Source organism: Heyndrickxia sp. FSL W8-0496 (genome assembly GCF_038007825.1).
GTDB lineage: Bacteria > Bacillota > Bacilli > Bacillales > Bacillaceae_C > Heyndrickxia > Heyndrickxia oleronia.
In genome coordinates this window covers 4,044,315-4,063,799 of the sequence record NZ_JBBOXX010000001.1, presented here as the reverse complement: position 1 = coordinate 4,063,799, position 19,485 = coordinate 4,044,315, and the positions used below count along the sequence as shown (strand labels likewise).

General features: G+C 39.1%; 18 protein-coding genes and 2 other annotated features (1 of these 20 cut by a window edge). Of the genes, 10 read left to right on the top strand and 8 right to left on the bottom strand.

What is annotated here, in order from left to right:
- Positions 1–39, top strand: a binding site (T-box leader); it begins 215 nt to the left of the window's first position.
- Positions 40–81: 42 nt separating this feature from the next.
- Positions 82–333, top strand: a binding site (T-box leader).
- Between the two features lie 116 nt (positions 334–449).
- The 7 genes from trpE to trpA are packed head-to-tail and all read left to right on the top strand — an operon-like array spanning position 450 to position 6,894.
- On the top strand, positions 450–1,865 hold the full coding sequence (gene trpE / locus NST63_RS20570) for an anthranilate synthase component I (protein ID WP_341043587.1): 1,416 nt from the start codon (positions 450–452) through the stop codon (positions 1,863–1,865).
- Complete coding sequence (locus tag NST63_RS20565; protein WP_341043586.1) at positions 1,840–2,439, top strand: anthranilate synthase component II; 600 nt, start codon at positions 1,840–1,842, stop codon at positions 2,437–2,439. The genes trpE and NST63_RS20565 overlap by 26 nt, the downstream gene beginning before the upstream one ends.
- Complete coding sequence (gene trpD / locus NST63_RS20560) at positions 2,423–3,448, top strand: anthranilate phosphoribosyltransferase (protein ID WP_341043585.1); 1,026 nt, start codon at positions 2,423–2,425, stop codon at positions 3,446–3,448. Before NST63_RS20565 ends, trpD begins: the two co-directional genes overlap by 17 nt.
- Positions 3,449–4,222 carry an indole-3-glycerol phosphate synthase TrpC gene (gene trpC, locus NST63_RS20555; protein WP_341043584.1) on the top strand — a complete coding sequence of 258 codons (774 nt, stop codon included), beginning with the start codon at positions 3,449–3,451 and terminating at the stop codon, positions 4,220–4,222.
- Between the two features lie 59 nt (positions 4,223–4,281).
- Complete coding sequence (locus NST63_RS20550) at positions 4,282–4,923, top strand: phosphoribosylanthranilate isomerase (RefSeq protein WP_306420374.1); 642 nt, start codon at positions 4,282–4,284, stop codon at positions 4,921–4,923.
- Positions 4,898–6,094: a tryptophan synthase subunit beta gene (gene trpB / locus NST63_RS20545; RefSeq protein ID WP_341043583.1), complete on the top strand. Its 1,197-nt coding sequence runs from the start codon at positions 4,898–4,900 to the stop codon at positions 6,092–6,094. The genes NST63_RS20550 and trpB overlap by 26 nt, the downstream gene beginning before the upstream one ends.
- Positions 6,095–6,096: 2 nt before the next feature.
- Positions 6,097–6,894, top strand: a complete 798-nt coding sequence (gene trpA, locus NST63_RS20540; protein ID WP_341043582.1) for a tryptophan synthase subunit alpha — start codon at positions 6,097–6,099, stop codon at positions 6,892–6,894.
- 146 nt (positions 6,895–7,040) lie between these two features.
- Here the strand turns inward: trpA and NST63_RS20535 are convergent, their stop codons facing one another.
- The 4 genes from NST63_RS20535 to NST63_RS20520 form a co-directional block, all read right to left on the bottom strand.
- Positions 7,041–7,202, bottom strand: coding sequence for a hypothetical protein (locus NST63_RS20535; protein WP_212944391.1), 162 nt, complete (start codon positions 7,200–7,202; stop codon positions 7,041–7,043).
- A 13-nt stretch (positions 7,203–7,215) separates the two neighbouring features.
- Complete coding sequence (locus NST63_RS20530; RefSeq protein WP_341043581.1) at positions 7,216–8,478, bottom strand: helix-turn-helix domain-containing protein; 1,263 nt, start codon at positions 8,476–8,478, stop codon at positions 7,216–7,218.
- Between the two features lie 420 nt (positions 8,479–8,898).
- Positions 8,899–9,084, bottom strand: a complete 186-nt coding sequence (locus tag NST63_RS20525) for a YfhD family protein (protein WP_071977657.1) — start codon at positions 9,082–9,084, stop codon at positions 8,899–8,901.
- Between the two features lie 78 nt (positions 9,085–9,162).
- Positions 9,163–9,291, bottom strand: coding sequence for a YfhE family protein (locus NST63_RS20520; protein WP_071977658.1), 129 nt, complete (start codon positions 9,289–9,291; stop codon positions 9,163–9,165).
- Positions 9,292–9,514: 223 nt separating this feature from the next.
- Between NST63_RS20520 and recX the strand changes: the two genes are divergently transcribed.
- Entirely contained in the window at positions 9,515–10,309 is a 795-nt protein-coding gene (gene recX / locus NST63_RS20515; RefSeq protein WP_341043580.1) for a recombination regulator RecX, read from the top strand.
- 18 nt (positions 10,310–10,327) lie between these two features.
- Entirely contained in the window at positions 10,328–10,651 is a 324-nt protein-coding gene (locus tag NST63_RS20510) for a YfhH family protein (RefSeq protein WP_341043579.1), read from the top strand.
- A gap of 55 nt (positions 10,652–10,706) precedes the next feature.
- Here the strand turns inward: NST63_RS20510 and NST63_RS20505 are convergent, their stop codons facing one another.
- Together NST63_RS20505 and NST63_RS20500 are read right to left on the bottom strand one after the other, a co-directional pair.
- Positions 10,707–10,871, bottom strand: a complete 165-nt coding sequence (locus NST63_RS20505; RefSeq protein ID WP_173720017.1) for a small, acid-soluble spore protein K — start codon at positions 10,869–10,871, stop codon at positions 10,707–10,709.
- Between the two features lie 115 nt (positions 10,872–10,986).
- Positions 10,987–11,970, bottom strand: a complete 984-nt coding sequence (locus NST63_RS20500; protein ID WP_058005669.1) for a metal-dependent hydrolase — start codon at positions 11,968–11,970, stop codon at positions 10,987–10,989.
- A 319-nt stretch (positions 11,971–12,289) separates the two neighbouring features.
- On the opposite strand from NST63_RS20500, the gene mutY reads away from it, so the two are divergent.
- Positions 12,290–13,381, top strand: coding sequence for an A/G-specific adenine glycosylase (gene mutY / locus NST63_RS20495; protein WP_173720016.1), 1,092 nt, complete (start codon positions 12,290–12,292; stop codon positions 13,379–13,381).
- A gap of 11 nt (positions 13,382–13,392) precedes the next feature.
- Here mutY and NST63_RS20490 read toward each other — a convergent pair whose 3' ends face one another.
- Both NST63_RS20490 and gltB read right to left on the bottom strand, forming a co-directional pair.
- Entirely contained in the window at positions 13,393–14,841 is a 1,449-nt protein-coding gene (locus tag NST63_RS20490; RefSeq protein ID WP_341043578.1) for a glutamate synthase subunit beta, read from the bottom strand.
- Between the two features lie 36 nt (positions 14,842–14,877).
- On the bottom strand, positions 14,878–19,407 hold the full coding sequence (gene gltB, locus NST63_RS20485; RefSeq protein WP_445663899.1) for a glutamate synthase large subunit: 4,530 nt from the start codon (positions 19,405–19,407) through the stop codon (positions 14,878–14,880).
- Between the last annotated feature and the right edge of the window lie 78 nt (positions 19,408–19,485).

Below are 19,485 nucleotides of genomic sequence, written 5' to 3'. Positions count from 1 at the left end.
AGCTAATAAAGGTGGTACCACGGGTTCCTCGTCCTTTTGGATGAGGGACCCTTTTGTATTTTTATACCAATTATATAAATAAAAAAATCGTTGAATAAGAGGAGTACGTTTCATTTAAATCGTTACAGAGAGCTGGTGCAGGTGTGAATCCAGTATGAGGGGTGAAACGGAATGGACTTATGAGAGGTTTCTTGAAAATGAAGTAGGGAAACACGGCTTCCACCGTTAACAGGATAGGGTATCGGATCGTGAGTATCCCGTACCTGATCACGAGGAAGGGATTAGAATTTCCCTTCGAAAAGAGGTGGCACCACGATGAGAATCGTCCTCTATAAACACAGATATCTTGTGTTTATAGAGGGCGATTTTTTTTATTTCAAAAAGTGAACGAGTTTGTCTAGTTCCAGCGTCTATAGGCTTTATGAATTTTTCTTATAGGAGGAATAGTGATGAAGATTACAGGTTATAAGATCGATCATATAAACGCGGATATGCTTACTCCCATTGCTGTGTTCAATCGCATTCAGGGGAGAAAGAAATTTTTATTGGAAAGCTCATTAAAGCACGAAGAGAATGGTCGGTACTCATTTATTGGGATGAATCCATATATGGAGTTTATTGCAAGAGGGAGTCACGTTGCAATCATCAATCAGCAAAAGGAAGTAATGAAGGAGGAGACAGGAAAACCGCTTGAGTTATTAAAAAAGTATATTCCAGCAGAAGAATTATCCATACTGAATATCCCATTTATCGGGGGAGCAGTTGGCTATATCGGCTATGATGCCATTCGAGAGTATGAAAACATTGGAGAAGTGATCAATGATGAGGTAGAAATGCCGGATATCCATTTTATGTTTTATCAAGATATTCTTGTGTTTGATCATCTGGCACAAATGATTTCGATCATCGCTTTAAATCTGAATGAAAGTAGAACAGATCAAGAGCTGGTAAAAAGCATCACTGACTTAAAAGCTTTCATTACAGAGTCACATTCAGAAATAGCTTTGGAGCTAGAGGCATCGAATGTATCGTTCACCCCATTAATGAAAAAAGAGGAATTTATGAAATTAGTTGAGGTGGCGAAGGAACATATTCTTCAAGGAGATATTTTTCAACTGGTTCTTTCGCAAAGAATGATCGGAAATATTGACCATGATTCTTTTCAATTTTATCGCAAGCTACGCAATGCGAATCCATCGCCATATATGTTTTATCTCGATTTTGAAGATTATGTGGTTCTTGGTGCCTCGCCGGAAAGCTTAATCAAAACAAAGGGAAAGCAATTAATTACCAATCCGATTGCGGGAACTCGGCCAAGAGGGAATACGAAGGCTCATGATCAAACATTAGAAAATGAACTGTTAAGCGATGAAAAGGAGCTAGCAGAACATCAGATGCTCGTGGATTTAAGTCGAAATGATATCGGGAAAATTTGTGAACCAGGAAGTATTTCAATTCCCAAATATATGATGGTCGAGAGATATCAGCATGTGATGCATATTGTTTCCGAAGTTCAAGGAACGATGAGGGCAGAGTTTTCTGGGATTGATGCATTGATTGCCTGTTTGCCAGCAGGAACGGTATCTGGGGCACCGAAAATTCGCGCGATGCAAATCATCAATGATTTAGAAAAGAGAAAGCGAGGGGTGTATGCAGGGGCGATCGGCTATATCAACGTGAATGGGGATCTTGACTTTGCACTAGCTATCCGCACATTAGTGATTAAAAATGGAAAGGCCATTTTACAGGCAGGTGCGGGAATCGTTTATGATTCTGATCCGGAAAAGGAATATGAAGAGACGCTGAATAAGGCGAAATCACTTTTGGAGGTGAATAATCATGATTATCTTGCTAGACAATTATGATTCATTTACGTATAACCTTTATCAATATTTATTGGAGCTTGGGGAAACAGTAGAGGTTTTTCGAAATGATCGAATTACTGTCGAAGAAATTAGGGATTTGCAGCCGAAAGCGATCATTCTTTCTCCTGGACCTGGAGTACCAGATCAAGCAGGTATTTGTATGGACGTCATCAAGAAATTGCATCAACAAATCCCTATATTAGGTGTTTGTTTAGGACATCAGGCAATCGGTGCTGCCTTCGGTGCGAGGATTGTTCAGGCAAGGGAAATTAAGCATGGAAAAACATCGAGAATTCTTCATACAGGTGAAGGAATCTTTCAATATATGACCCAGCCACTTGAGGTGATGAGGTATCACTCATTGGTGATTGAAAAAGCAAGTTTACCAGGACAGCTAGATATTTCAGCTACATCAATGGATGATCAAGAAATTATGGCCATTAAGCATACTATCTACCCTTTATATGGCATCCAATTCCATCCAGAATCGATTGGAACAAAAGCAGGGAAAGAAATGATCAAAAACTTTTTAGTTGAAATCAGAAAGGAGCATTCATATGAAAGCATATCTTGAAAAGATGATGGATCATCAGAGCTTATCCTTTGAGGAGATGACAAATGCCGCAAACTACTTACTTGATGAAACTATTTCCGATAGTGAAATGGGAGCCTTTTTAGCGACGTTGAAAGTAAAGGGCGAAACCGCTGAAGAAATCGCTGGACTCGTTCAAGTGATCAGAGATAAATCGTTGAAAATTCAGCTTGATATCGATCATGTGATGGACAATTGTGGTACAGGTGGGGATGGCTCACAAAGCTTTAATATTAGCACTACCTCTGCCTTTGTTATTGCAGGTGCAGGGATAAAAATTGCCAAACACGGGAATCGCAGTGTTTCTAGTCGTACAGGGAGTGCCGACGTTTTAGAAAGCTTAGGAATTTCGTTAAATTTCCGAGCAGAACAAATTAAAGAGATTCTTGAAGAAAACGGGATTGCCTTTTTATTTGCCCCCAATCTTCATCCGAGCTTAAAGCGGATTATGAAAATACGCAAGGATTTAAAAATCCCAACAGTATTCAATTTAATTGGGCCATTAACAAATCCAGTCGATTTAGATACCCAGTTATTAGGCATCTACCGTCGTGACATGTTAGAGATGATGGCAAGCGTTCTTCATCGTTTAGGAAGAAAAAGAGCCCTTATCCTTAATGGTGCAGGCTATATGGATGAGGCTTCATTATCAGGAGAAAATCACTTAGTTCTTTTAGATCATGGAGACATCATTCCTTTTACATTGAAGCCAGAGGATGTCGGATTGCCACATTATGAAAATAGTGAAATTCGCGGTGGCAGTTCTGTTGAAAATGCATCTATCCTCATGAGTGTATTAAATGGAGAAAAAGGAGCCTATAGGGATACGGTTATATTCAATGCGGGACTTGCGATTTTTGCCAATGGATTAGCTCAAACTGTGCAAGAAGGAATAGCTCTTGCAAGGGAAAGTATTGATTCAGGAGCAGCCTTGAAAAAGTTAAACTATCTTATTGATTATAGCCAAAGAGCAAAGGAGGAAGTGATGTAGATGACGATTCTAGATGAAATTATTTTTGAAAAGGAAAAGGAAGTAAGCTTTTTAAAAAAGTACTATCAAAAAAACGAAAGGATCAGCCAGAAATCCGTAGCATCCATCTATGATTCCTTTCGAAGTGGAAAGCAAATGAATATCATTGCAGAAATCAAAAGGGCATCTCCCTCAAAAGGAAATATTAACATCGATGTCGATCCCATTGCACAGGCAAAACAATATCAGGAACTAGGGGCGAATGCCATTTCTGTATTGACTGATGGAAGTTTTTTTAAAGGATCGATGAATGATTTACAGGCAATTAGAGAGGTCGTCGATTTACCTATATTGTGCAAGGATTTTATGATTGATTTGATCCAAATCGACCGTGCCAAGGAATTTGGTGCCAATATTATTTTGCTGATTGTCGCTGCTTTATCCAAGCAAAGGTTAGAGGAGTTATATCGCTATGCGAAGTCCTTACATTTAGATGTTTTAGTCGAAGTCCATAATGAAGAGGAATTAGAAACAGCCCTGCAAATTGGTGCCAATATTATTGGTATTAACAATAGGAACTTAAAAACATTTGCGGTTGATTTGGCTGTAACTGAACGATTGGCAAAACGAATCGACCAAGATGAGGTACTAATCATTGGTGAGAGTGGAATAAAAAATAAGCAGGATGTAGAAAGGATGAAAAAGGCAGGAGCGAAAGGAATTCTTGTTGGTGAGACTTTAATGAGTAGCCCGGATTTATCCACTACTTTTCAGCAATTACAAATTCCGCTTTGATTTAGGCTTTTCTCTATACGAAAACTAGCTTAGATAAAAGGAGGCAACTGACTTTGCAGGTGAAGATTTGTGGAATTAAAAGCTTGGATGCGGCAATGAGTGCTGTAGAAGCAGGTGCTGATTTGATCGGCTTTGTCTTTGCGGATAGTAAGCGAAGAATTTCTCCGAGCCAAGCCAAACAAATAGCCGATCATATCCCGTCAGATGTAAAAAAAGTAGGCGTTTTTGTCAATGAGGATGCCGAGAAGATGACTGAAATCGCTGAATATGTTGGACTCGATTTCATCCAATTACATGGAGATGAAACACCAGAAGATGCGATGACCCTGAATCGTCCGATTATCAAGGCATTCTCTATTGATCGAATAGTTGAAATAGAAAGTTTCCCATGTGATTACTATTTAATAGATAGTCCGAGTGGACGTTACCGCGGAGGAACTGGACTCCCTTTTAATTGGGAGAAGCTTCATCACACTACGCTTAATAAGGATCAATTGATTCTGGCAGGTGGATTGAATGAAGAAAATGTTGCGGAGGCGATAGCAATTGTAAAGCCCGCATTGCTTGATGTCTCTAGTGGTGTGGAAACCAATGGGGAAAAGGATCCAGAGAAAATGAGGTTATTTGTAAAGGAAGCAAAACGAGCGTTTCAACAATTAAAGGAGAGTGAAGGAAATGACAACATATACACAACCAAATGAAAAAGGACATTTCGGAATGTTTGGTGGCAGATTTGTTCCGGAAACATTGATGCCAGCTGTATTGGAGCTGGAGACGGCTTATGAAGAGGCAATAAAGGATCCGCAATTTTTGCAACAAGTTGATTATTATTTTAAGCAGTACATCGGTCGGGAAACACCATTGTACTATGCTGAAAATTTATCAAAACAATTAGGTGGTCCGAACATTTACTTAAAACGAGAAGATTTGAATCATACAGGTGCACATAAAATTAATAATGCGATTGGTCAGGCTCTTTTAACACAACGGATGGGGAAAAAGAAGGTAGTGGCAGAAACAGGTGCCGGACAGCATGGAGTTGCAACAGCAACTGCCTGTGCCTTGCTTGGACTTGAATGTGTAGTATTCATGGGTGCTGAAGATATTCAAAGACAAAAATTAAATGTGTTCCGGATGGAGCTATTAGGTGCAGAAGTAAAAAGTGTGGAGCAAGGGAGCGGAACATTAAAGGATGCGGTCAATGAGGCATTAAGATACTGGGTCACACATGTAGAGGATACCCATTATATATTAGGTTCTGTTGTGGGACCCCATCCATTTCCGAAAATTGTTCGTGACTTTCAAAGTGTCATAGGAAGTGAAACACGTAGACAAATACAAGAACAAACAGGAAAACTTCCTGATGTAGTAGTGGCTTGTATTGGAGGGGGAAGTAATTCAATCGGAATGTTCTACCCGTTTGTTAATGATTCCGATGTCAAGCTTTACGGGGTAGAAGCTGGGGGATCAGGCATCGCTACGGGAAAACACGCGGCAACATTAACAGATGGGAAGATCGGGGTCCTCCATGGAACGATGACGTATTTATTACAGGATGATCATGGACAAATACAAGAAGCCCACTCTATTTCAGCCGGTCTGGATTACCCGGGTGTAGGTCCTGAACATAGCTATTTGAAGGAATCATGCAGGGTGCACTATACAGCAATTACCGATGTAGAGGCATTAGAAGCGTTTGAGCTTTTAACAAAAACAGAAGGGATCATTCCAGCATTAGAAAGCTCGCATGCTGTCGCCTATGCAACTAAATTAGCAAAAGAAATGCCTGCTGATGAAACACTTGTCATCTGTCTTTCGGGCCGAGGAGATAAAGATGTAGAAACCATTAAAAAAATTAAAGGAGGGCTGTAAGAATGGGCATTGAAAAATTAAATCAAGCGTTTCAAACCGTTCTTGAAAAAGGGGATAAGGCATTTGTTCCATATATTATGGCAGGTGATGGAGGGCTTGAAAAACTAAATGAACAAATTGATTTTTTTGAAGAAAGTGGGGCAACTGCCTTAGAATTAGGCATTCCATTCTCCGATCCGGTTGCCGATGGGCCGACTATTCAGGAGGCAGGTATTCGCGCATTAAAGGCAGGAACAACCTTGCGAGCTGTTCTTGAGCGACTGAAATTAAGTAAAAACACAAGGTCTATTCCGATTGTGATCATGACTTATATGAATCCTATTTATGTATTTGGGATAAAAGAGTTTGCCAGAGAATGTGAGCAAGCCGGTGTCGATGGCGTGATTATTCCGGATTTACCAATGGAAGAGGAGGAAATTCTAGCAGATTCCTTGAAGGATCATCAAATCGCCTTAATCCGTCTAGCAGCATTAACGAGCTCAAAGGAAAGGGTGAAGGAAATTGCGAGTGGAACCCAAGGGTTTTTATACGCTGTAACAGTAACTGGTATAACCGGGGCAAGGGCCTCCTATAGTGAAAATATTGGTTCCTATTTAAAAGAGTTAAAGGAAATATCAAGTGCTCCTGTTTTAGCTGGATTTGGTGTCTCTACCCCTGAGCATGTCGTAGAGCTAGGACAATATTGTGACGGTGTCGTTGTCGGAAGTAAAATCATTGAGCTTCTGCAGAAGAACGATCGAGACAGTATAAAAAAACTGATAGACGCTGCTAAAAAAACATCTTTAATCATGAAAAATTAGGTGATCGTTATTAAGTAAGAGGAGGGGGAACGATGATTCGTTCCCCCTTTTTAGTAGGCTCTTTTCTCAGTGGAGTGAAAAACTCGTCGATCTGGTTACAAAATGGTCTAAATAGATACATTGGTTTTGAAAAGGGCCTTTTAGTACTATAGTTTATCTATAATTCCCTTTGGTAGATTGATAGGTGGCCAAAAATCCCCAATTGCATGATCAACAGGGTGGAAAAGTTCCACGGCATTCGGTATCATTACTGCTACTATGATTAGAACGATAAAAATCCATTTAACTAGCGTCATTCTTTTTTTCAAAAGAAAACCCTCCTTAAAGTTCTAAAATTTTTTCATAGACGGAATTTGCCTTAGCGAAAGAGAGCGCAGCCTCCTTAAATCTCTTCTTCTTCTGGTAATATTCTCCGAGTTTTTTTGAATAAACGATAATGGATTGATTCTGCTTTCTTTCTTCGAAATATGGAATCGCTATATTCAATATAAAATCCTCGAAGCCTTCAGGGTAGCCCCTTACAAGATACTGGAAAAAGGTTAATTCAATATAGTGCTCCTTTTGTTGATCAATGGACTCGATGAGGGAAAAACCATGTTCCAGCCAAATATTTACCTCGTGAATAAAGCCAATCTTATAGTATTCATTGATGATATTAATAATAATTTGGAGTTGGTCATTTGTTTTCTGTTTATCTAATTCTTCATAACTATTCAGATAATGTGTAATCGCCTCCTTTGATTTACCTTGACGTGATTTTAACAATCCTAAGTTATGTTCAATTTTATCGATTAAATCTGTATAGCTAATAGATTTTGCTAACTGTTTTGCAATCGTGTAATGATGTTCAGAATCGCAATATTCTTGCATTTTACTATAAACCACTCCAAGTAGCATATGGCAATCTGTACAGCGCTTCATTTGATAGGTTTGTTGAAAAAGTGATAATGCTTCTTCAATGTAGAAAACCGATAATGTGTTTTTGTTGATTCGACCAAGAGTCAGTCCATACATATAATATAGGTCGGCTTTTTCGTCAAGTAAATTTGCATCAATCGCAAATAAGTAATTTTTTGCATTATTAAATAGACTAGCTGCCTCAGCGAATTGATTTGTGTAGTAGAGATAGTTTCCGTGGAATTTTTGAAATGAGAATTTTAAGTCATCAGCCATTTCAAAGTGAAAAGGTTTAACCATTTCGATTAATTCTTTTGCCTTCTCAAGCTGTTTTTGTATTAGGTAATATCTGATTAAGTATACATGATAGGTTAGAATAAGTTGGAAGTCCACACTATCAGAAAGTTTGCTTGAAATTTCCTCAAAAATGGCAGAGGATTCCTCTTGATCATTTTGTAATAAAGAAGGCTTCCATTTATTTATGAGCTGAGTTAATTCTTCGTTCGGATAGGTCATAAATGGAATTTCAAGCCGGTCACATAATTGACTTAGCATTTCAATAGGAGGTGTATGACCATTATTTTCAATAGATGCTAGATATGATAGTGCGGTAATGCCATCAGATAATTCCTCAGGACTAAGTCCTCTTAAAAGACGATAAAATCGAATTCTTGTCCCAATATGCATAATAAAGACTCCTAGCTAATACATTATTTTAATTTTGAAAATTCAGTATCGTTTTGTCTATTATGTAAGATTTTTGTAAATATTTCAAGAAACTAACTTATGGAAAATAATTTTCATTTAAAAAATATCCACAATGATATACACATATTAAATGCGATGAAATAAAGGTTATAGAGGGAATTCCACAAAAATGGCGGCTTATCCACATAAGCTATTAACAAACTTATCCACAATATTCAGGAGTGGTAATCTATTGATTTGAAGGGGTTTTAAAAAACTATACACAAAATTAGTAGAGTTGTGGAAAACTTGGGGGTCTGACCCCACAATGCTAGTTCTTTTATGAAAAAGGTTGATTTCATCGGGATTTTCTTGGTGGGGTCTGACCCCCATAGGAAAAGCAGGGGTGGCCCCTGCTTTTTACATTTTTTTGTTTTTTGCTCGTTTTTCGGCTGCTTGGGATCGAGCTTGTGCTTCTCGATCGTTTTGGTCAGCTAGTTCTTCGGAAAACTCTACGTCTTTACCGTCATATTTTAAATTTTTAGGAACTTGGGGAAGTTTTGCTTTATTTTTGTCACGTGTTTTTTGCTTATGTGCTCTACCCATTTTTAGTGCCCCCTTCAAATATAAAATTGTACGGAATGTTTTCCGTTTCTATAGATTGTGTAAAATTCTTTGGTTTTATCAAGAATTTTTTTGTCTGTCTTGGATATATCCACCTGCACGATCGGCAATTTTAAATTCATGGGCATAGTTAATGGCTTGCATACTCGATAAATTACTTTTTGTTTTAACACGTTTATCTTTCGACATCTCATTTCACCCTTTCACTGATCTTTTTAAAAATGTTGAACATGGCATTTCTGACTAGCTCCAGTGCCTTTGCCCTTAATAGGACTTCCGAGAAAATCAATAAAGCTGATTTCCTACTCAACAAGGCGCTGTGCTTTTCTATACAGTATTACCTTAATCATGGCAAACATACGGAATAGAATGGTAAAATGAGATGGAATTCAAATAAAGAGGGATGCTTTCTATGCCAATTATTACGAAAATATCCGTACAAAAGAATAATGTTGAACGGTATAATATCTTTCTTGATGGGAATTACTCCTTTAGTGTGGATGAAGAAGTATTAGCACGATTTCAGTTAATGAAGGGGAAGGAACTATCTGAATTAGATATTACCGAAATCAATTATGAGGATGAGATCCGTAAGGGTGTTAATAGTGCCATACATTATCTTTCCTTTCGCATGCGTTCTGAAAGGGAAGTTAGGGATTATTTAAAGCAAAAAGAATATCCTGAACCTGCGATTCAAGAGGTTATCCATAAATTATATCAATTGAAATATATAAATGATGTAGAGTTTGCTATTGCCTTTGTTCGAACACAAGTCAATACAACGAAAAAAGGGCCAAGTGTTTTAATACGGGAGTTAAAGGAGAAGGGTATTTCTGAAACAAATATTGAAATAGCGATGAAGGAATATCCAATGGATGCACAGCTTTCCCATGCGACAGCACTGATTGAAAAAACGATCAAGCAGAACCAGAAGCTTTCCGAGAGAAACTTAAAGCAAAAAATTGAACAGAATTTACTGAGAAAAGGTTTTTCAGGAGAAATGATCCAAATGGCCATGAATGAGGTAACAATCGAAAAGGATGAGGATCAGGAATGGCATGCGATGATTGAGCAAGGAATGAAGGCGCATCGGAAATTCCAAAAGTATAGTGGCTATGAGTATGAGCAAAAAATGAAACAGACCTTATATCGAAAAGGATTTTCAATCGAATTAATCGACCGATTTATCAATGAATATGAAAAGTGAATAGGTGGGAAACAACTCATGGAGCAAGAAAAAAGATACAGTCAAATGACAGAGTATGAATTAAGACAGGAAATATTTTTATTAACCGAAAAGGCCAGGAAGGCAGAGCAGCTTGGTATTGTAAATGAATATGCCGTTTTAGAAAGAAAGATCGTAATGGCCAAAGCCTATTTATTGAATCCTAAAGACTTTATTCCGGGAGAACTCTATGAAATAGAAGGAGATCCAGGAAGCTACTTCAAAATCGATTATATTAACGGTGTTTTTGCATGGGGCTATCGCTTAGCTGGCCAAAAGGAAGAAGAGGCACTTCCGATATCCGTTTTAAAGAAACTAAAATAATTAAAAGGTCAGCTCTTTACGATAAAGGAGCTGACCTTTTGTGTTTTACATGGTATTAGACGTCGCTATCTCTTCTACTTGATGCCTTCATTCTTTCCTGTGGGTGCGTGTTGATGGATCCATCTGCACGTGTGGAAGCAAATTCAGCTTTTGCTCTTGGTTCACCTTCAAATTTATTATCATTTCCATAAGGAAAGCCTTTTGCTTTATTTCTCATTATGGTGATCCCCCTTCGAAGGTTTTATAAAAAGGGATGTAAAAACTTATAGACAGCCCTATCCATTATTATTTTCCTTCATTAAACCATTATAACTAGAAGGTTCATCCACTTCCTGTCAAGTTCTTGTGGCTATATCTAATTTCTTTCTCAGCTTTTCTTTACTATAGATCCAGCCAGTATAGGAACCCGTAATGTCCAGATCATCCTTCATTTGCACGATGGCAACAAATGGGTAATGTCCTTTACTTCGGTAGCGCAAATCAATAAATTGTACTTCGTAGCCGGTATTTAGCTCCTTAATGACCCAACGATAAATCGGGGAAAAGGATAAAAAGGCTGAGATGTTTTTGTCTTTTTTTGCTTGGTCGATGATGTTATTTTCAGGGATAGGTATACGATCAAATTCATCTAGTATCGTAACCTCATGTTTATATGCACTTCCGACAAAAAATTGATCTTTTGTGCTAACAACGATTCTCCATTTAAAAAATCTCATAGTGGGGGCGATGATGATTTTTTCAGCATCCGGGATGAGCTTTAATACGGCTTTTTTAACTAACCATTGCTCAGCAAATCTCGTTAAATAATAGATAATAATGATGCTGTAGACAACGATGAAGGTGATCCCAGGATTTGCTCCGAACGCCCAAATAATCAATCCAATAACATGAATAATAAAAATGAAAGGATCAAAGGTATTGATGATGCCTAATGCAACCCATTTGGAGGAAAACGGTCGCAGGGCTTGTGTTCCGTATGCATTGAAAATATCAACAAATACATGGAGAAAAACAGCTAAAAACGCCCAGAGCCACAGATGAAATAAATTGGCTCCTTGAAAGATAAAACTTCCACAAATCGTTATGAGCAAGGACCACAAAATGATAGCAGGTATCGAATGGGTTGCCCCACGATGATTGCGAATGTAAACAGCGTTATTGCGAAATTTTAAAAATGTATCGATGTCAGGAATTTGTGATCCTATAATTGTGGCAAAAAGGATACTATGTGAATTAATAGTGTTCTCGGTTACAACTGGGTCCAGAGTGGCTAATCCACCCAGTGCAAACCCCATAACAAGATGTGTACCTGTATCCAAAACTAACTTCCCCCTTAAAAGGTTGGCAAATCATTATCCAAAATTTGTACTGCAGAAAGTAAATGTATCAGCGTATGAATTATTGTTAAAACATGATATGGTAAAAAGGTGTGATTTGCAATGGACATTCCGTGAAGTAAGCAATTTGTAATCGAATCTTAATATTCCGTTTTTATTGTTTCGGATATTACACGGAAGTCATTATTTTCTATTACTTTTCCCCATAAGAAGGGGAATTAACATAATTTTATTAGAGGTTGTTAATGAAGCTCTTACATGTTCATGTGATAACCTTTACGATAGATTGCTGGAGGACTATATGGTAAGTACGATTGAAAAGATAAATAAGCAAGAATTCCAAAATGATTTATTAAATTGGTTTAAGGAAGAGCAGCGTGACCTCCCTTGGAGGAAGGATCAAGATCCTTATAAGGTCTGGGTTTCGGAAATTATGCTACAGCAAACAAGAGTGGATACTGTTATTCCCTATTTTAATCGTTTTATTGAGAAATTTCCAACTATAGAAGCGCTCGCAGATGCTGATGAAGAAAGTGTGTTAAAGGCTTGGGAAGGTTTAGGATACTATTCCCGGGTTAGAAATTTGCAAGCAGCTGTGAGAGAAGTCAAGGAAAACTATAATAGCAAAGTGCCGAATACACCTGAGGAAATCAAGTCATTAAAAGGGGTTGGCCCTTATACTGCAGGTGCTATTTTAAGTATTGCGTATGGTGTTCCCGAGCCTGCTGTTGACGGGAATGTCATGCGAGTATTCTCAAGAATTCTGACGATATGGGATGATATCGCAAAGGCTTCTTCAAGAAAGGTGTTTGAACAAGCCGTTCGCGAGCTCATTTCACATGACAATCCATCTTTTTTCAATCAAGCCTTGATGGAATTAGGTGCATTGATTTGTACTCCCACCTCCCCGGCGTGTCTCCTTTGTCCAGTAAGAGAACATTGCCAAGCTTTTGAAGAGGGAGTTCAAAATGAATTGCCAGTGAAGACGAAGAAAAAAAGCATGAAGCATATAGAGCTAATTGCAGCGGTGCTAAAGGATCAGGAAGGGAAGTATCTCATCCATAAACGGCCAAGTGACGGGCTATTAGCAAATTTATGGGAGTTTCCAAATGTAGAAAAAAGTCAGCTAGTCAAACCGAAAGATATCCTTCATGATTTCTTGAAAAAGGATTTCCGAGTGGATATCCAGTTGGAAAAAGAATCATTGACTACTATTCCACATGTTTTTTCCCACTTAACGTGGAATATTGACGTATACTCAGGGGAAATCCTTGGACAAGTAGAACAAAAAGAGGACTTAAAGCTTGTGACAAAAGAAGAATTAACTCAATATGCCTTTCCTGTTTCCCATCAAAAAATGTGGAAGGCGTATCAGGAGATGGTTAGGGCATAAAACAAATGGTATCAAACCATCTGTTTTATTTCCTTCGAAGCTAAGTAGCGATCGATTTCGATGGCTGCTTTTTTTCCTTCTTGAATGGCCCAAACGATTAAGCTTTGCCCTCTTCGCGCATCACCAGCTGCAAATACCCCATCTTGAGAGGTTTGAAAGCTATTTGTGACTGTGGCGATTCGTTTTTGCGATCGTTGAATGGTTGGGAAAATATCCTCTTTTACGCCTTCAAACCCAATCGCAATAAGGACTAAATCCGCATCCCAATAATTTTCCGTTTGATCTAATGCAGTATTTGGCTGAAAGGAGACTGTGCGTAGTCCAATCACCTCATCTTGTTCATTTCCGACAAAGGATTGCGTTTGGATGAAATATTGACGCGGATCTTCACCAAATATCGTTAAGGCTTCTTCATATGCATAATCAAGGGAAAAAATCGCAGGGTTCTCTGGCCAAGGATTACCTGGTTGTCTTTCTAATGGTAACTGACCATGCTTACCAAATTGCACCACACTTTTACAGCCTTGTCTGATCGCTGTTGCTACACAATCAGCCCCTGTATCACCACCACCGATGACAATGACTTTTTTTCCTTCGGCATTAATATCACATGAAACATCCGGATCTAAATAATGCTTAGTGCTCGTCATCAAGTAATCCATCGCATGGTAAATTCCTTTTAAGTGTCTGCCCTCAATCGGCAATTCACGAGGTTGTTCAGCGCCGATACAGAGGAGAACCGTGTCAAAATTTTGCTGTAATTCCTCGATAGACAGATCGATTCCAACATGTATATTGGCTCGAAATTCAATTCCTTCCTGCTTTAAAAGCTCAATTCTTCTTTCAACATATTTTTTATCAATTTTCATATTTGGAATACCATACATGAGAAGACCGCCAAATCGATCTTCCCGTTCAAAAACAGTGACTGAATGACCTAATTGGTTGAGATCATCGGCAGCCGTTAGTCCTGCTGGACCAGAACCGATGACCGCGATTTTATATCCTGTTTTTCTTAAAGGCTTCCGAGGCTTCACCCAACCTTCTAAAAACGCCCGATCAATAATCGCTTTTTCAATGCTTTTGATGGTTACAGGTTCACTAGGGACTCCCGCTGTACAAGATCCTTCACAGGGAGCTGGGCAGGCACGAGCGGTAAATTCAGGAAAGTTATTGGTTTTGGCTAAGCGTTGATAGGCCTCATACCATTTTCCTTGATGAACGAGCATATTCCATTCAGGAATAAGATTATATAATGGACATCCACTCGTACCTGTTGAAAGAATGGTACCCATCTGACAAAAAGGAGTCCCACAGTCCATACAACGTGATGCTTGTTGTTTTAGCTTTTTCTCAGTGAAGGGCTGCTGGTATTCGCCCCAGTCATTGACGCGTTCAACTGGAGGACGTTCCTTCGCATTCCTTCTCTTGATATCGATAAATTCTGTTGATTGACTCATTTTCCTTCACTCCTTTATCACGTTCTGTTGTCATTCTTACAGAGAGACGCCCATTGTCGGATGATCTGCTGTGATGGTTTTTCCTTCTTTTTTTAGATTAAAGGCGGTGAGACTTGCTTCATTTTCAGGCATTCCTTTTTGTTTTAAATGATGGATTAAATCGATCATTTTTTTGTATTCATTTGGAATCACCTTAATAAACTGATGACGGAGCTTATCCCATTGCTTTAGGATAATTTTAGCCTTTTGACTTCCGGTTAATTGATAATGCTTTTGGATCATACGATACAACTCAATGAACTCTTTATTTGATTGAATGGACTCTATATTAATCATTTCGAAATTCATATGTTTCATAACGGATGACTGAGATTCTGAGAAAATATAGGCGCTTCCACCTGACATCCCTGCGCCAAAGTTTTTTCCAATGCTTCCAAGGATGACAACCTTTCCGCCTGTCATATATTCACAGCCGTGATCACCGACACCCTCAACGACCGCATGGACCCCACTATTGCGAACGCAAAATCTTTGTCCTGCTGTTCCATTAATATAAGCTTCTCCTGAGGTGGCGCCAAAAAATGCCGTGTTACCGATAATCGCTTGGTCGCCCGCTGCCTTCCACGTGCTAGTTGGTTTAATGACGATCGAACCGCCAGAAAGTCCTTTGCCGACATAATCATTGGCATCCCCTTCAAGGGTTAGGGACACTCCTTTCGGAATAAAAGCACCAAAGCTTTGCCCTGCTGAACCGTTAAAGGATAGCTGGAGAGTATGGGGAGGTAATCCAGAATTTCCCCAAAGCTTCGTTACATAATGTCCTAGTAGTGTTCCAACTGCCCGATCCGTATTTTTAATGTCAAACTGGAAATGAACTGGCTGCTGTTTTTCAATATATGGCTGTAGAAGTGGCAGAAGGGTGTGCTGATCCATTCTTTTCTCAAGTTCATGATTTTGTGCAGTTATACATGTATGAGAATCCTGCTTATTTTGATGTAAAAGCTTATCTAAGTTGATATGTTTTGCTTTCCAATGCTCTTGAACCTCTGGTTTAGGCTGGAGGAGCTGCGTTTGTCCGACGATTTCCGTTAAGCTTCGATAGCCACATTCAGCTAAAATTTCACGAATTTCTTCCGCAATAAATGTCAGGTAATTGACAATGTGGTCGGGATTTCCCATGAATTTTTCCCGAAGCTTTGGATTTTGTGTTGCAATTCCAACTGGACATGTATCTAAATGACAGGCCCGCATCATTAAACAACCGAGAACAACTAATGGGGCTGTCGCAAAGCCATATTCCTCCGCACCTAAGCATGCTGCGATAACGATGTCCTTTCCTGTCATTAGCTTTCCATCTGTTTCGAGTGTTACTCGGTCACGTAAGCCATTTAAAAGAAGGGTTTGGTGTGTTTCAGCAAGACCGATTTCCCAAGGAATACCTGCATGTTTAATACTTGTTTTCGGAGAGGCACCTGTTCCTCCGTCATGGCCACTAATCAAGATCGTATCTGCAAGCCCTTTTGCTACCCCGGCAGCAATTGTTCCAACACCCGCTTTAGCCACTAATTTAACACTGATTCTTGCATGAGGATTGGCACTTTTTAAATCATAAATAAGCTGTGCAAGATCCTCAATCGAATAAATATCATGATGGGGCGGAGGAGAAATCAAGCCGACTCCTGGAGTAGAGCCTCTTACTTCAGCAATCCATGGATACACCTTTGAACCTGGTAATTGACCACCTTCACCCGGCTTTGCGCCTTGGGCCATCTTAATTTGGATTTCCTCTGCTTGGTTTAAATAGTAGCTAGTGACCCCGAATCTTCCTGAGGCTACCTGCTTGATCGCACTTCTTTTAAAATCACCATTTTGTTCGATGAAGGAGCGTTCCAGTTCTTCGCCCCCTTCACCACTATTGCTTTTCCCACCAATTCGATTCATGGCAATTGCTAGCGCTTCATGTGCTTCCTTACTTAATGAGCCATAGGACATCGCACCTGTTTTAAAGCGCTTGAAGATCGCTTCAATAGGCTCGACTTCTTCAATTGGAATCCTGCCTCGATCACTTTTTATTTCAAGTAAGCTGCGAATCGTAGTAAATGGACTTTTCTCATGCATAGCAACAAATTTCTTATATGTGTTTTTATCATTCATCCGTGCCGCACGCTGCAATGTGTGAATGCTAAGAGGATTAAATTGGTGATGCTCACCCTCGCTTCGCCACTGTAATTCGCTACCAGAGTCAAGTGTGTGGTCATGAGAAGTCATTTCAAAGACGGCATTTGCATGGCGCTTCATGGTTTCCTGTGAAATTTCTGTTAAGCCAATCCCACTAATGGATGAAACCGTTCCACTGAAATATTTAGAAATAACCTCTTCAGAAATGCCGAGCGCTTCAAACGTTTGCGCTCCACGATAACTCTGAATTGATGAGATTCCTACTTTAGACATGATTTTAATGACACCATTTTTCAATGCTTGGATATAATTTTGCCATGCTTGCTTTAAAGTAAGCTGAATATGCTTGTCACTCACTAATTGTTTAATGGTTTCATAAGCGAGATAGGGATGGATGGCATCCGCTCCATATCCGATCAGGGCAGCCATATGATGTGGATCTCTCGGTTCTCCGGAATCAATGATGATGCTCGCCTTTGTTCTTACTCCCTTACTGATTAAATAATGATGGAGACAGGAGGTAGCAAGCAAGGATGGGAGCGGCACTTGGTCTTGATTAGACGGACGATCCGTGAGAATAATCAGCTTGCACCCTTCATTAATCGCTGACAATGCTTCTGTACATATACGATTCAATGATTCTTCAAATCCACTGCTTTTTGTAAAATTCATTAGAATTTCCTTAGATTGCAATGGTGAATTCTTTAATGCTATAAACGATGCTGGATCGATAAAGGGGTGCTCTAGTTTCAGATGTTTTTCGTCTGAAAGACTTTGATCCAATAAATCGATCTGGGGTCCAAGCCAAGTGACGGTTGAAATCACACATTCTTCTCTTAGTGCGTCAATCGGAGGATTGGTTACTTGGGAGAAGCTTTGCTTGAAATAGTGAAACAATAGCATCGGTCTCTCTGATAATACAGCCAGTGGTGTATCGATCCCCATTGAACCTGTAGGCTCTTTCGCATCATTGGACATAGGTAGAAGCATTTTCATTACTTCCTCGTACGTATAGCCAAACATTTTTTGCAGAAAAATCACTTCACTCGGTTCAAATTTTGCCGATGCTGGTAGTTTATTTCCCTTACTTTTTAACGAAATGACCTGTTGATTGATATATCTTTGATAAGGTTTTTCTTTACTTATGAAGGTTTTTAATTCATCGCTATCTAGTAGCTTTCCTTTTTCGGTATCGATAAAGAGTAATTCTCCAGGCTTTAAATGCCGCTTTTCCTTAATATTGTCAGCTTCTATATCGATGACACCAACCTCTGATGCAAAGATAATCCGATCATCACCAGTAATATAGTATCGCCCTGGACGTAATCCATTTCGATCTAAAATGGCACCTATTTGTTTTCCGTTCGAAAAGCCTAGTGCCATTGGTCCATCCCAGGGCTCCATTAATAAGCTATGATATTCGTAAAATGCTTTAAGCTCTGCTGGCATTTCATCATCTTGCTCCCAAGGTTCAGGAACCATCATCATGATTGCATGGGGAAGGGACCATCCATTTAATAATAAAAACTCTAAAGCATTGTCGAACATCGCAGAGTCACTGCCGTTTTCTTGAATGATTGGTGTGACTTCAGGATGTCCAGTCATTTTAGCGTTAAACCAGTTTTTGTTTCCTTTAATCGTGTTGATTTCACCATTATGTGCGATCATCCGATTCGGGTGAGCCCGCTCCCAGCTTGGGAAGGTATTTGTGCTGAATCGCGAGTGAACTAAGGCTAATGCTGATGTAAAAGCGGGATTCGTTAAATCCTGATAGAAAGTGGTTAATTGCTCGGCTGAAAGTAATCCCTTATAAACAATGGTTTGATTTGAAAGACTGGAAAAATATAATTGATCCGCAAATTTTTTTTCCATTGTTCTTCTTAATAGATACAGCTGATATAAAAACTCTTTTTCATTCATGGCATTTGCTTTTTTTATAAATAATTGTTTGATCACAGGTTGAGTTGATTTTGCGACTTCACCTAGAATTTCTGGAGACACAGGAACTTCACGTTCTCCAATAAAGGAAAGGTTAAACGTTGAGGCCTCATGTTTGAATGCTTCAATGATTTGCTCTTGGATCATTTTATTTGTAGGTAAGAATAGCATTCCGACTGCGTATTCACCTTTTTGAGGGAGAGTAAATGGGCAGACTTCCTTGAAAAATTGATCAGGAATTTGCAAAAGAATTCCTGCACCATCGCTTGTTAGGTTATCACTGCTTTTACCAGCGCGGTGATCAAGCCTTTGAAGCATAAGAAGTGCTGAAGAGACGATATCGTGAGAGGGGCGCCCTTGAATATCTGCATAAAAACCTATACCACAAGAATCGTGTTCAAAATCCTGGCGATATAGTCCACCGTGATGTTTTTCATTTTGTCTCATCATAGTCTACATCCTTCCGTTACTATATCTAAATAGTTTGATAATAAAAAATTTTACTTTAATTCATTCAATCTTTACAAT

Excerpts from the sequence above, each read along its gene's own strand:
- NST63_RS20565 (WP_341043586.1), top strand. The coding sequence starts at position 1,840 with ATGATTATCTTGCTAGACAATTATGATTCATTTACGTATAACCTTTAT.
- trpC (WP_341043584.1), top strand. The coding sequence starts at position 3,449 with ATGACGATTCTAGATGAAATTATTTTTGAAAAGGAAAAGGAAGTAAGC.
- trpA (WP_341043582.1), top strand. The coding sequence starts at position 6,097 with ATGGGCATTGAAAAATTAAATCAAGCGTTTCAAACCGTTCTTGAAAAA.
- recX (WP_341043580.1), top strand. The coding sequence starts at position 9,515 with ATGCCAATTATTACGAAAATATCCGTACAAAAGAATAATGTTGAACGG.
- NST63_RS20530 (WP_341043581.1), bottom strand. The coding sequence starts at position 8,478 with ATGCATATTGGGACAAGAATTCGATTTTATCGTCTTTTAAGAGGACTT.
- mutY (WP_173720016.1), top strand. The coding sequence starts at position 12,290 with ATGGTAAGTACGATTGAAAAGATAAATAAGCAAGAATTCCAAAATGAT.
- trpD (WP_341043585.1), top strand. The coding sequence starts at position 2,423 with ATGAAAGCATATCTTGAAAAGATGATGGATCATCAGAGCTTATCCTTT.
- trpB (WP_341043583.1), top strand. The coding sequence starts at position 4,898 with ATGACAACATATACACAACCAAATGAAAAAGGACATTTCGGAATGTTT.
- trpE (WP_341043587.1), top strand. The coding sequence starts at position 450 with ATGAAGATTACAGGTTATAAGATCGATCATATAAACGCGGATATGCTT.
- NST63_RS20510 (WP_341043579.1), top strand. The coding sequence starts at position 10,328 with ATGGAGCAAGAAAAAAGATACAGTCAAATGACAGAGTATGAATTAAGA.
- NST63_RS20520 (WP_071977658.1), bottom strand. The coding sequence starts at position 9,291 with ATGTCGAAAGATAAACGTGTTAAAACAAAAAGTAATTTATCGAGTATG.
- NST63_RS20490 (WP_341043578.1), bottom strand. The coding sequence starts at position 14,841 with ATGAGTCAATCAACAGAATTTATCGATATCAAGAGAAGGAATGCGAAG.
- gltB (WP_445663899.1), bottom strand. The coding sequence starts at position 19,407 with ATGATGAGACAAAATGAAAAACATCACGGTGGACTATATCGCCAGGAT.
- NST63_RS20525 (WP_071977657.1), bottom strand. The coding sequence starts at position 9,084 with ATGGGTAGAGCACATAAGCAAAAAACACGTGACAAAAATAAAGCAAAA.